General features: G+C 59.8%; 10 protein-coding genes and 1 pseudogene. 3 read left to right on the top strand and 8 right to left on the bottom strand.

Features of this window, described 5'->3' with window-relative positions:
- Positions 1-255: pseudogene (locus ABI213_RS22905) on the bottom strand (efflux transporter periplasmic adaptor subunit); the annotation flags it as partial.
- A 3-nt stretch (positions 256-258) separates the two neighbouring features.
- Positions 259-3,471: an efflux RND transporter permease subunit gene (locus ABI213_RS22900; RefSeq protein WP_348028818.1), complete on the bottom strand. Its 3,213-nt coding sequence runs from the start codon at positions 3,469-3,471 to the stop codon at positions 259-261.
- 166 nt (positions 3,472-3,637) lie between these two features.
- On the opposite strand from ABI213_RS22900, the gene fumC reads away from it, so the two are divergent.
- Positions 3,638-5,029 (top strand): class II fumarate hydratase, encoded by a 1,392-nt coding sequence (gene fumC / locus ABI213_RS22895; protein WP_348028816.1) that lies wholly within the window; start codon positions 3,638-3,640, stop codon positions 5,027-5,029.
- Between the two features lie 287 nt (positions 5,030-5,316).
- Here the strand turns inward: fumC and ABI213_RS22890 are convergent, their stop codons facing one another.
- Entirely contained in the window at positions 5,317-6,180 is an 864-nt protein-coding gene (locus ABI213_RS22890) for a hypothetical protein (RefSeq protein WP_348005766.1), read from the bottom strand.
- 38 nt (positions 6,181-6,218) lie between these two features.
- Complete coding sequence (locus ABI213_RS22885; RefSeq protein ID WP_348005767.1) at positions 6,219-8,663, bottom strand: EAL domain-containing protein; 2,445 nt, start codon at positions 8,661-8,663, stop codon at positions 6,219-6,221.
- Between the two features lie 740 nt (positions 8,664-9,403).
- Here ABI213_RS22885 and ABI213_RS22880 point away from each other — a divergent pair.
- Together ABI213_RS22880 and ABI213_RS22875 are read left to right on the top strand one after the other, a co-directional pair.
- A complete protein-coding gene (locus ABI213_RS22880) occupies positions 9,404-9,631 on the top strand; it encodes a transposase (RefSeq protein WP_348005768.1) in 228 nt (75 codons plus the stop codon).
- Positions 9,632-9,815: 184 nt separating this feature from the next.
- On the top strand, positions 9,816-9,938 hold the full coding sequence (locus tag ABI213_RS22875; protein ID WP_348014572.1) for a hypothetical protein: 123 nt from the start codon (positions 9,816-9,818) through the stop codon (positions 9,936-9,938).
- Positions 9,939-10,013: 75 nt separating this feature from the next.
- Here the strand turns inward: ABI213_RS22875 and ABI213_RS22870 are convergent, their stop codons facing one another.
- The 4 genes from ABI213_RS22870 to ABI213_RS22855 all read right to left on the bottom strand — a co-directional run.
- The gene (locus ABI213_RS22870; RefSeq protein WP_348005769.1) at positions 10,014-10,664 is read right to left on the bottom strand and encodes a TetR/AcrR family transcriptional regulator; all 651 of its coding nucleotides are present in this window, start codon (positions 10,662-10,664) and stop codon (positions 10,014-10,016) included.
- A gap of 40 nt (positions 10,665-10,704) precedes the next feature.
- Entirely contained in the window at positions 10,705-11,553 is an 849-nt protein-coding gene (locus ABI213_RS22865; RefSeq protein WP_348005770.1) for an alpha/beta hydrolase, read from the bottom strand.
- Positions 11,554-11,644: 91 nt separating this feature from the next.
- Positions 11,645-12,589 (bottom strand): cation diffusion facilitator family transporter, encoded by a 945-nt coding sequence (locus tag ABI213_RS22860; protein WP_348005771.1) that lies wholly within the window; start codon positions 12,587-12,589, stop codon positions 11,645-11,647.
- A 32-nt stretch (positions 12,590-12,621) separates the two neighbouring features.
- The coding region (locus ABI213_RS22855) for a cytochrome b/b6 domain-containing protein (RefSeq protein WP_348028814.1) at positions 12,622-13,024 on the bottom strand (403 nt) is incomplete at its 5' end.

Genomic DNA, 13,024 nt, shown 5'->3' with positions numbered 1-13,024 from the left:
GCCCGGCAAGACCAGGGTCTGACCCGCCTGGCTGCGCTTGGGCAAGGTCACTTTGACGTACTGCTTGGCCTGCTCGGCGGTGCTGGATTCCAGGCTGCGCGCATTCGCCATGCGGCTGAACACGGTGCGGCCAGCACCCAGCGCCAGCAGCAACAGCACCACCAGCGCGGCGATCTGGGTGCGGCGCACCGTGCGCCGGTGTTGCGCCGGGTCGATAGCTGCTGTGTCCTGGTCTGCGGATCGGGGTTCGGTCATGGTTCAGGTCTCCTGCAGATGGGGAACGATGGGGTGGCGCTGCTGCTGCGCCAGGCGGCGCCGTGCCAGGCGCTGGTGCACGCCGGCAAATACCACGGGTACAAAAAACAAGGTCGAGACGGTGGCGAAAACCAGGCCACCGATCACCGCGCGGCCCAGCGGGGCGTTTTGCTCCGCGCCTTCGCCCAGTCCGAGCGCCATCGGGATCATGCCGATCACCATGGCCAGCGCCGTCATCAGCACCGGGCGGATGCGGGTCGCGCCTGCGGCCAGTGCGGCGGCCAGCGGCAGCACACCTTCTTGCTGCTGCTGCCGTGCAAACGACACCAGCAAGATGCTGTTGGCCGTGGCCACGCCCATGGTCATGATGGCCCCGGTCAGCGCTGGCACGCTCAGCGTGGTGCCCGTGATCAGCAGCATCCAGGCAATGCCGGCCAGCGCCGCTGGCAGCGCCGCAATGATGACCAGCGCGTCGATCCACGACTGGACGTTGACCACGATCAGCAAATACACCAGCACGATGGCCATGGCCAAGCCGACGCCCAGGCCGAGGAACGATGCCTGCATGGTCTCCACCTGGCCACGCAGCACCACCTGGCTACCGCGCGGTAGCTTGGGCCGGATCTCGTCCACCAGGGTCTGCACGCGCGAGGCCACGCTGGCCAGGTCCGTGCCTTGCACGCTCACGTACACGTCGATGGCCGGCAGGATGTTGTAGTGCGAGGACACGGCAATCTGCCGGCTGGGCGAGACTTCCACCAGGTTACCCAGCAGTTGCGTGCTGGCGGTGCTGCCCGCTGTGGGGCTGCCGCCGGCCGCACCGGTGCCCACCGGCATGTTCAGCAAGGCATCGAGCGAGTCCACCTGGTATTGCGGGGTTTGCACGGCAATGTTGTAGACCACACCGTTTTGCGGGTTCAGCCAGAAGGCCGGGGCCGTCTGCGAGCTGCCAGACAGCGAAATCAGCACGTTCTGCCCCACATTCGCAGCCGATAAACCCAGCTGCTGCAGGCGCGAGCGGTCCATCTGCAGGCTCAGTGCCGGGGCATTCAGCCGCTGGTGCACATGGGCGTCCACCGCGCCGGGAATCTGCCGAATGGATTGCGTCAGCTGGGCGGCCAGGGCGGCGTTCTCGGCCATATTCGCGCCGGTGAACTGCACGTCGATGGCGGCGGGCAGGCCGAAGTTAAGAATCTGGGTCACGATGTCGGCCGGTTGGAAGAAGAACTCCATGCCCGGAAAGCGCTTCGGCAGCTCGGCCCGCAAGCGGGTGACAAAGCCTTCTGTGGGCGCATGTCCTTCGCGCAGCGACATCAGGATTTCGCCGTCCATGGTGCCGATGGTGCCCGCGTTGCTGTACGACAGATTGATACCGCTGTTGGGCACGCCCAGGTTGTCCAGAATGGTTTCCAGCTGGTCTTTGGGCACCAGCTCGCGGATGGCGGCTTCGACCTCGTCGGCCAGGCGGGCCGTTTCTTCGATGCGGGTGCCGGTGGGCGCGCGCATGTGCAGGCGGATCTGGCCCGCATCCACCGACGGGAAGAAATCGCGCCCCAGCACCGGATACAGCAGACACGAGGCCAGGCAAAACAGCATGAAGCCGATGGCAAAGCCGCGCTTGCGCTCCAGCAGGGCCGACAGCACCAGCGTGTAGCCGCCGCGCACCCGTTCGAACTGCCGGTCGAACGCCAGATAGACACGCTGGAAGGCATTCGCGTTGCCCGCGTTCGCCGGGGTGTGGTTGCCCATCAGCAGCAAAACCAGGGTCGGCACCAGTGTGCGCGACAGCAGGTACGAGGCGATCATCGCCAGCACCACGGCCTCGGCCAGCGGCACGAACAGAAAACGCGCCACGCCGGACAGAAAGAACATCGGCACAAACACGATGCAGATGCACAGCGTGGAGACAAATGCCGCCACGCCGATTTCGCCGGCGCCGGTCTCTATCGCTTCCTCGATCGCCGTGCCCATGTGCAGATGCCGCTCGATGTTCTCGATGGTCACGATCGCCTGGTCCACCAGGATGCCGACGGACAAGGCCAGCCCTCCCAGGGTCATCAGGTTCAGCGTTTCGCCCAGCATTTTCAGCACCAGGATGGAGGCCAGAATCGACAGCGGAATGGTCAGCGCAATGATCAGCGTGCTGCGCCAGTTGCCTAGAAACAGAAGCACCATGGCGGCCGTCAGCGCGGCGGCGATCAGCGCCTCGATCACCACGCCCTTGACGGCGGCCTTGACGAACACCGACTGGTCAAACAGCGGCGTTACCGTGATGTCCTTGGGTAGCACCTGCGTGACCCGCGGCAGCAGCGCACGCAGATTGGCCACGATGTCCAGCGTAGAGGCACCGCCGTTTTTCAGCACCGACAGCAGCACGCCGCGTGCGCCGTCCTGGCGCACGATATTGGTTTGCGGCGAGAAACCGTCGCGCACCTGGGCTACGTCGCGCAGATAGGTGGTGGTGTTGCCCGCGGTGCGTATCGGCAGGTCACCCAGGCCGGCAATGGTGTTGGGCGAGCCGTTCATCTTCACCGTGTACTCGGTCAACCCGAACTTGGCGGTGCCCGAGGGCAGTATCAGATTTTGCAGATTGATGGCGTTGACCACATCGGTCGGCGACATGCCACGTGCCTGCATGGCGGCGAAGTCCAGGTCCACCGAAATCAAGCGGCTTTTACCCCCGTAAGGAAAGGGCACGGCGACGCCGGGGATGGTGATGAGCTGCGGACGCAGCACGTTCACTGCGCTGTCAAACACCGACTGCTCGGGCAGCGTGGGGCTGGACAGTGCCAGCTGGATCACCGGAATGCTGGAGGCCGAATACTTGATGACCAGCGGCGGCGTGATGCCCGGTGGCAATTGGCGCACCTGGGTCTGCATGGATGCCACGACCTGGGCGATGGCGGTCTGGATATTGGCCGTGGGCTGGAAGAACACCTTGATGACCGTAATGCCCGCGAGCGATTGCGACTCGATGTGCTCGATATCGCTGACGGTGGTGGTCAGGCCGCGTTCGCTCTGGCCGGCAATGCGCTGGCCCATTTCTTCGGCGGCCAGGCCGTTGTAGCTCCAGATGATGCTGACCACCGGGATATTGATTTCCGGGAAGATGTCGGTCGCCATATTGAGTAAGGCAAACGGCGTGGCCAGCACGATCAACAATGCCATCACGATGAAGGTGTAGGGGCGGCGCAGCGCCAGGTGGACCATATTCATCGGAGGTATTTCCCATTGGAGAAGTCGTGCGAATATTAGCCACGTACTGCATCGCATTTGTAAAGATATAGCGTGTATTTACGGCCCGAATCGGTGGCGGTGGGCTGTTGTTGAGAATTGTTATCATCCAAAAACCAACTTACGCGGCAATGCGCCGTACCACGCCATGCAAACCCCTACCCGTACCGAGCGCGATACCTTTGGCCCCATCGACGTGCCAGCCGACAAGCTGTGGGGCGCGCAAACCCAGCGCTCGCTGCAAAACTTCGACATCTCGGGCGAGCAGCAGCCGCGCGAAATCATCCGTGCGCTGGCCCAGGTGAAACGCGCGTCGGCCGTGGTCAACCACGCCCTGGGCCTGCAAGACGCGCAGAAAACCCAGGCCATCGTCGCCGCTGCCGACGAGGTGATCGCAGGCCAGCACCCCGGCGAATTCCCCCTGGTCGTGTGGCAAACCGGCTCGGGCACGCAGACGAATATGAACGTCAACGAAGTGCTGGCCAACCGCGCCAGCGAGCTGCTGGGCGGCGAGCGCGGCGAGGGCCGACTTATCCACCCGAACGACGACGTGAACCGCAGCCAGTCCAGCAACGACGTGTTCCCCACGGCGATGCACGTGGCAGCAGTGGATGCACTGACCGACAAGTTGCTGCCCGCGATTGAAAAGCTGCGCGCCACACTGGCGCAAAAGTCCGCCGACTTTGCCGACATTGTCAAAATTGGCCGCACCCATTTGCAAGATGCCACGCCGCTGACCCTGGGCCAAGAATTCTCAGGCTACGTCGCCCAGCTAGAGCACGGCGCGCGCCACGTCCAAGCCGCGTTACCGCACCTGTGCGAACTGGCACTGGGCGGCACGGCGGTGGGCACGGGACTGAATGCCCCCAAGGGCTACGCCGAGCAGGCGGCCGCCGAGCTGGCGCGCCTCACCGGCTTGCCTTTCGTCACCGCACCGAACAAGTTCGAAGCCCTGGCCAGCTGCGACGCGCTGGTGCACGCCCACGGCGCACTCAAAACCCTGGCCGCCAGCCTGATGAAGAGCGCCAACGACGTGCGCTGGCTGGCCAGCGGCCCGCGCAGCGGCATCGGCGAACTCAGCATTCCCGAGAACGAACCCGGCTCATCCATCATGCCGGGCAAGGTCAACCCCACGCAGAGCGAGGCCGTGACGATGCTGGCGGCGCAGGTGTTTGGCAATGACGTGGCGATCAACTTCGGCGGCGCCTCTGGCAACTTCGAGCTGAACGTTTTCCGCCCGATGGTGGCGCACAACTTTTTGCAGAGCGTGCGCCTGCTGAGCGACGGCATGGTCAGCTTCAACGACCACTGCGCGGTGGGCATAGAGCCGAACCGCGAACGCATCACGGCGCTGGTGAACAGCTCGCTGATGCTGGTCACCGCGCTGAACACCCACATCGGTTACGACAAGGCCGCGTTTATCGCCAAAAAAGCGCACAAGGATGGCAGCAGCCTGCGTGAAGCCGCCGTGGCGTCGGGCCACGTGACGGGCGAGCAGTTCGACGCGTGGGTGGTGCCGGGTGATATGGTGGGGCGCTGAAGCTGCTATATAAAAAGTAGCTGCTAGCACCGGATCCGTATGCGCTAGTAGCACTTTTTGGTTATTTTTCGTTGCGGGTGGCACGCCACGGGTAAGCAAATTGCGTTGTTATCCAAGCGCGAAGGAGCGTAGGTATCCGGAAAACCCAACTTGAACTGAACCTGAACCAGGTCTGCAAAGGCATGGACCTAGTGCCCAGTACGGCGCGCTGCTGGGGGCAAGAAGTTTCCTGAATTATTCGTGAAGCAGGTATATAAACAACCGGAACTTGATATGACACAGTTAGGTCAGCGCTGTTGCACATGACCATACCAAAGTTCAGGCCGGTTCGATGGCGTCTCGGGCGATAACAATGGGTTGTCAAGTTCGATGACTGTACGTTCATTCAGGCGAGCCTTGCGTACCGCTTCACCCCAATATTCTTCAAACAGCTTGTTGAAAGACCCATCGGCGATAGCCTTTTCCAAGCCTTCGCGTATGTCATTTGCCAATTTCGTATTGTGTTTATTGACGAAAAAGTAGGAGTCGTAGAAATAGTGCAAGGCAAGGTGTTGCTCGATTTTTAGGGTGTCCTTGTTTTCGTCGAGTTCGCTCCATATTTCCATGACGCTTCGGGGGAAGTAGTCGAAGCGCTTGCCAGTCAGCATTTTGAACAGACCTTCGTATGTGGCACCTGTGATCACATTGATACCGCTGCCTTCTAATATCGTCGTGTCTGGCCATTCATGACCTTGCCCTAGACGTACGCGCTTCAAATCGTCCAAAGTCTTGACGTTTGAAAATAAGGCCTCATCACCGTTGCGTATAAGGCCAAGGCGCCAGCCAAGCAGTCCTTTGTTGAGTGGAATCCGAATGGGCAATAGGCGCGTCTCGCGTTCAGCGGATGTTGGAATTGGACCCACATCGATGGTACGACCTGCCTCCAGTTCCCGAACCTGTCGCTCCTGGTTCATCGGAATAGGCGGATACACCACCTGGTACTTTGTTTGTGTTTTAGACAACGCAAGCTCAAGGAGCTTGCGAGGGTAGTCATACCGCCGGTCCCCACTGGTTTCGGGAATTGGATAGCGCACGAGTTCAACACACAAGGCGCTTATGTTCCAGAGCATCAAAGCACTGGCGAATGCGATACGAATGAAATGGGTGGCCATGATTTCTCCAGATAGTGTGGGGGACTTAAGGTGCATTCTTAATGCAAAAAATAGTCCTTCGCGAGCACTTCGATGGCGCGAATTTTTCCGGCCAGCTCATGCTCCGGTACAGGGCGCGCAAACCAGTATCCCTGCGCATAGTCGCATCCGAGTTCTGACAGAATCTCTACATGCTCTTTTTCCTCGACACCCTCGGCTACCGTTTTGAAGCCGAGGCTTTTGCCAAGCTGAACAATTGACGTAACGATCGCTTTGTCCTTCTGATTGACGGAAAGGTCACGGATAAAGGCTTGATCAATTTTCAGGATGTCAATCGGGAAATTTTTCAGATAGGCCAGTGACGAATATCCTGTTCCAAAGTCATCAATGGCGACTTTGAGTCCTAAGTTCTTGAGCGCATCGAGCTTGGAAACAATGTCTTCGTTGTCGCCTGCAAGTGCTGTTTCGGTTAATTCGATTTCGATGAGGTCTGACATATCCGGTGAGGTTTCGCGGAGCTGGCGTAAGGTTGACATCAACGCGTCGCTGCGAAATTGGACCGGCGATACGTTGACCGCTAGGGCCACGTTGTACCCAAGCTCCGCGCGCAACCGGTACGCCGCTGCAAGTGCTTCCCCTAGCACCCAGGCACCAATTTCAATAATCAATCCGGTCTCCTCGGCAACAGGAATGAAGTTGGCGGGGGAAATGACTCCCGCCTGAGGGGATTTCCAACGCAGCAAGGCTTCTGCCGAATCGACCCGACCAGATGACAGATTGACCTTTGGCTGGAAGACGAGCGAAAACTGCCTTTCCTGCAGGGCCACGCGCAGGCCGTTTTCCAGATGGAGCCGTGCCATCGAAGATTGCAGCATTTCTTCTTCAAAAACACGAAATGTGTTCTTCCCGTGTCGCTTTGCCGCATACATGGCCAAGTCTGCATTGCTGATCAGTTTTCCAACATCTGTTCCATGATTTGGGCACATGCTGATGCCAATCGATGAGGTAATACGCAACACGTTCCCTTCGTGACCTTCGATAATGAACGGTTCGGCAATTGTCGCCATCAGCTTCTCAGTCAGGGCGATCGCAGATTCGACAGAAGAAATATTCGGCAAGACCACGATAAATTCGTCGCCACCATGGCGAGTCACCCATCCGGTGCCCGCGATAACGGCCTCAAAACGTATTGCCAAAAACTTGAGCATGCTGTCACCCAGCAGGTGGCCCAAGGTGTCATTGATATTTTTGAAGTTATCCAGGTCGATGCAAAGCACGGCAACCTGACTCGAATCGCTTTGCGCCAGTCCGATGTCTCTAGGCAATATTTTTGCCAGCATTGCGCGGTTGCCGAGTCTTGTCAGAGGGTCATGGAAAGCCTGGAACTCGATTTTTCTATGGTTGGAAACCTCCTCCGAAATATCGGTAAAGACAAAGATCATCGAAATAGCAATGGAATCACGCACAGGTGCAGCGCTGATTCTGGCGTCAAACATATGGTCCGAACTGATTCGTATGGATACTTCGAGACGAATAGGCGCTGTATTCCCCTCCATGAGAATGGATTCAAAAAAACCACTGAGATCGGAGCCGGTTGCAGGGTCGATGAGGTGCAGAATTTCATCAATTTTCTTACCACTGATTTCCTCCGGCAACGCTTGAAGGAGTGCGCAGGCAGCGCTGTTGACATATCCGATCCGCCGTTGCGAATCGAGCGCAAGAACACCATCGGATATGGCACCCAGCGTAGCCTCAATCTCTGAAACCCGTTCGTGCAAGTTCGCCTCAGCGGCAGAGCGTCGCACTATTTCGTCATTGCGATCACCGACGAAGCGATTGACGGCCTCCACAAGGATATCTAGCTCATCGTGGTACGAACCTATTTTCTTACGAGCGATGGAAATAGATTCTCCTCCAGGTGTTCCTTTCGCAGCAGGCCCAAGATTGGTCACATCCTCGGCAAGTTTCCGCAAATGGCGCGCAATTTTTCGATAAACAATGACGAACAGGATGGCCGATAAACCAATGATCTTGATGAGATCAGTCATCGCCAGTATCTTCATGGATTCCGCAATCTGGGCGCTTACCTCTGCGTAGGATTCTGAAATACGCAGAGTACCTATTTCTTCTTTTCCCTCAGGAGCCAGTACGGGCAAGATCCAAACATCGTCAACCGATTCTTTGAAACCGGGTCGATTGATGTCGGCAATGGTCTTGCCGTTGTCGAGCAATTCGGCGCGAACGATGGATCCTGATTGAACTAGGCCTCTAAGCAATGCATTCATGCCAGCCGAGTCGTATTGCCATAGGGAGCTCCCCAGAACTGTGAGGCGGAGCCTGACCGCTTCTTCCGCATTGGCATGCGCTACACGCAGCGCCTTGTTACGCTCATGCACGATGCCAAAGCTCGTTGCTAAAGCAAATACGATCAGACTTGCCAGCAAAACCCACAGAAGGATTCTGAGCGCAAGAGCCGAGTATCTGAAGAAGCCTAAATTGAACAATTGCGGGAACCCATGTAAAGACAATGTTGTCTGATCTACTCTTGACTGCCTGAACATGAAATCCGACGGCCAAATTGAATTGCGCTGCAGCACCTAGAGAGGCCACTAGGTGCCCCAGGATCCGAAAGTACAAAATGAGCCGGGCGGAGATTCACAGATCGTCGAGATTCATCGTGCGTCCTTTGCAAGAAAGCTCAAGAAGACCCAACCCATACGTCGATGACTACGCCTTAAAAACCAGTGCCACCGCACCAGGCTGCGTCCACTTACATTGTGCCGAGCGATGCCTCTTTTACAAGTGTGGATTCCACATGAGAGGATTGACCCTAGGGTACCGGCCACTTGCCGCTAACCTATTGGTACTTTGCCGAATGCACGATGGCTGGGGTTTACCCGGATGCGGAATCCACACTTGTAAAAGCTGTGCTCCGCGCCAAAATTCACGGTCGCTATGGGCAATACGTACCGTCAAACGATACGATAGTGAATATCCGCCCGGCTCATTCTGTGCTTTGGTGGCCTGGGCCTGATAACTGCCTTTCTGCGCGGTGTGGCACAGTTCAATGTTGGATTTCACCCGCTTTCGTAGACAAATTTCAACTTCCAGTTTGAAGTTGCTCAAATGCCAACGGGCTCAGTTGGTCTAGGTGACTGAGCCTGCGCACGCGATGGTAAAAACACTCGATGTAATCAAACGCGTCTGACTTGGCATCTTGCCGTGTGGCATCGATGCCAGTACGGTGTTGCGCTTTACAGAAGATCTTAAAACCCGCCAAGGCAAACTGCAGGCCATTGAGGTGGTCTGCATGGACATGTTGCGAGCGTTCATCGCGGGTGCGGCCCAAGATATACCGGCTGCGGCAGTGGCCTTTGACGGGTTTCAGGTCGTGCAGCTTGCCAATAAGGCCGTGGATGCGGTCCACCGCGAGGAGGCCCAGGGCGATGGCTGGCTCAAGAAGACGCGCTGAGCGATATCTATGCGTGCAGCGTCGATGCAGCCTTGCGTTCACAGGCGCTCAAGAATTGGCTGTACTGGGCCCAGTGCTCACAGCTACACCCTATCAAAGAGTTGCTCAAAACCATCCAACAGCACCGGGCCGGCGTTTTCACGCGTTTGATGCATCCCACTTGCATACGGGTTATGTGGAGGTCATGATTTCATTTTTGCAAGTAGCCAAAGCCAAGGTGCCTGGCTACGGCGCTACCCGCCACTTCATCGCCATGGTCTTCTTGATTGCGGGCAAGCTCTCTCACCTCTCCTCCCATCCGCTTTAAAAGGCACGCGCTATTCCCTGAGCGGGGTGTGGACTGTGGCGTGCACCGGAAACGGAAGAGAGTCCTTTTTATGCGTTACACACTCACATAGCGCAGCAGCATCTGCACCACGTTTTCCCGCCGCTGAATAATGGCTTCGGGGCTGTCCAGGTCGCGCTGGAAGATCAGGGCGAAGGTGTGGCTGTTGGATACGTTGAAGAAGCTCAGGGCGCTGATGGACATGTGCAGATCCACCGGGTCCAGGCCGGGGCGGAACACACCGGCGGCCACGCCGCGCTGGTAAACCGCCTTGACACCGTCGATGGCGGTGGCGTTGAGTTGCTGGATGGTGGTGCTGCGGGCCAGGGAGGCTCCGCGCTGGATGTTTTCGTTCATCACCAGGCGCACGAAGTCGGGGTTAGCGCGCTCGTAGTCCACGGTAAAGCCAACCAGGGTGCGCAGGGCGTCGATAGGGTCCAGGTCTTCCAGGTGCAGTGCGCTCTCTATCGTGCGGATGCGGCTGTAGGCAGCCTCCAGCACGGCCAGGTACAAGCTCTCCTTGCTACCGAAGTAATAGTAAATCATGCGCTTGCTGGTGCGCGTGGCTTCGGCGATCAGGTCAATGCGGGCCCCGGCAAAGCCTTTTTCCGAGAACTCGCGCGTGGCTACGGTGAGGATGTCGGCGCGGGTGCGTTCGGGGTCGTTGGTGCGGGGCTCGGATTTGGGGGCAGGGGCTAGCACTTTCATAGCAGAGAGTGTAGGAGATAGTGCAGCGCTGGATCTCTGGCTAACCCCCCAAGGCGGTGCGCAGTGCGGCATTGAACACCTCGGCGCGCTCGTACTGCACCCAGTGGCCTGCGGCATCCACCAGCTGCAGCGACTGGAAAGTGGGGGCGGCCTGCAGCGCGGCGGCTAGGTCGGGTAGTCGCCCCAGGTACAGCGCGTCTTCGCGGCCATAGATGGCCCACACCGGGCAGCGCACCTGCTGCAAGGCCCGCGACAGCACGTCGGTGTACGACAGGCGGCGGCCGGGAATGCGGTCGCGCACCACGTTGGCGATGTGCATGGCCAGGGTGTCGGCATCGACGCCTGCCGGGTCGAACAGCATCAGTGCCGTGAGGTTGTGGCGGTGCCGCAGTTCCCGTGCTGCCGGGTCGGCCAGGTGCCGCCAGGCTTTCAGCGGCACGGTATTGCGTTCCACCATGCCCAAGGCGGGCGCGCCGACCAGCACCAAGCGGGCCGCACGGGCCGGGTACGACTGTGCCAAAAACGCCCCCACCATGCCCCCGAACGAGAAGCCCACGACATCGACCGCGGTGTCGCCGATGAGCTGCTGCAGCCCGGCTTCCAATGGCGTGGGCAGGGCATCGGCATCGCTGCCGCTGGTCGGCAGGGCCGAGTCGCCAAAGCCGGGGAGGTCGGGCACCCACACCTGCCGCCCGGTATCCACCAGGTTTTGGATGTTGCGTACCCAGTGCGTCCAGCTGCCGCTGCCGCCGTGCAATAACAGGACGGGTGGCTGGTTTCCGGTCGTAACCGATGGCCCCCAGACATGCCAGACGGTATGGCCGTCGCCGCAGGGCGTGGTGTGCTGGGTGGCGCGGCTGCGCAGGTAGGCGATGTCGGAAGTGGGCATGGGTGCTATGCAAATAAGAGCTGCTCACGCCAGTGGAATAAGCGTGAGTGGCCTATTTTATGCCTGCTTTGGCACCGCAGCCTGGCGCGGCTCAAGCGGCGGTGTGGTCGCCGTCAGGCCGCCGCCAGGGGTCGATGTGGGTCATCAGGTTCAGCACCCGGTGCCGCTGCAGCACGCGCTGGCGCGCCATGACGGCAATCTCGTGCCCGGCCTCCACGCTTAACGTGGCATCGACCTCGATGTGCGCGTCGGCCACCACCATATCGCCCATTTTGCGGGTGTGCAGGTCGTGTACCCCCAGCACGCCGGTCGTGGCCTGCAGGGTTTGGCGGATGGCCTCCACCTCGGCTTCATCGACGGCCCGGTCCATCAGGTCGTGCAGGGCATCCCAGGCAAAGCCCCAGCCCATTCTGGCCACCATGAAGCCCACTATCAGCGCGGCGATCGGGTCCAGCAGCGGGTAGCCCGCCAGGTTGCCGATGATGCCGATGCCCACCACCAGGGACGATGCCGCGTCCGAGCGGGCATGCCAGGCGTTGGCGACCAACATGCTGGATTTGACCCGTTTGGCCACGGCCAGCATGTAACGGAACAGCAGCTCCTTGGCCATCAGCGCGCCGCCGGCCACCCACAGGGCCAGCACGTGCACCTGGGCGATGGTTTCGGGGGCTTCGAGCTTGCTGGCGGCCGACCACAGCATGCCCGCGCCCACGGCCAGCAGCAACAGGCCCAGCACCAGTGAGGCGGCGGTTTCATAGCGCTGGTGGCCGTAGGGGTGGTCTATGTCGGCATCTTTTTTGCTGTGGTGGCTGGCCAGCAGCACCACGAAGTCGGCCACCAGGTCGGACAGCGAGTGCACGCCGTCGGCGATCAGGCCCTGGGATTTGGAGAAGATACCCGCCGCGATCTGCAGTACGGTCAGCCCCAGGTTGACGGCCACGCTGACCCAGGTGCTGCGCGTTGCGGCGGCGGCCCGCTGGGCCGGGGTGTGTTCGGTATCTTCGCTGTCGTCGTTCAAATCGTTCAGGTCGTACATAGAAAAAGGAAGTGGTAAGTAAGGGGGCTGGATCACCAGCGCTCTTTGGTGCCGGTTAGCATGGCCTTGACTAGCCGGGTGCGTTCCAGGCGGCCCATCACCAGGGCCGCGACGGTGTGCAGGGTGGCCAGGCCGATCAATACGTTGCCCATCGTGCGGTGCAGGTCCTGCAGCCACTCTTCGCCCCAGAAGATATCCAGCGTCTGCATCCAGCCAGTGGTGCCCAGCGCCAGTACTACCGCCATCAGCACCAGCACCATGGTGCCTCCCAGCGGGTTGTGGCCAGGGTGCGGGTTGTGCGTGCCACTGCGCAGGTGGGCCAGGTGGCTGCGCAGGCGGGCCGGGGTCGGGAAGAAGTCCGCAAACCGCGCATGGCGCGTGCCGATAAAGCCCCAGACGGTGCGCGCCAACACCAGCGCCAAGGCCATGCTGCCC

It is taken from the genome of Rhodoferax sp., from assembly GCF_039922535.1.
Lineage (GTDB): Bacteria > Pseudomonadota > Gammaproteobacteria > Burkholderiales > Burkholderiaceae_C > Rhodoferax_B.
The sequence above is the reverse complement of the archived record's forward strand: the minus strand, read 5'-3'. Positions and strand labels throughout refer to the sequence as shown.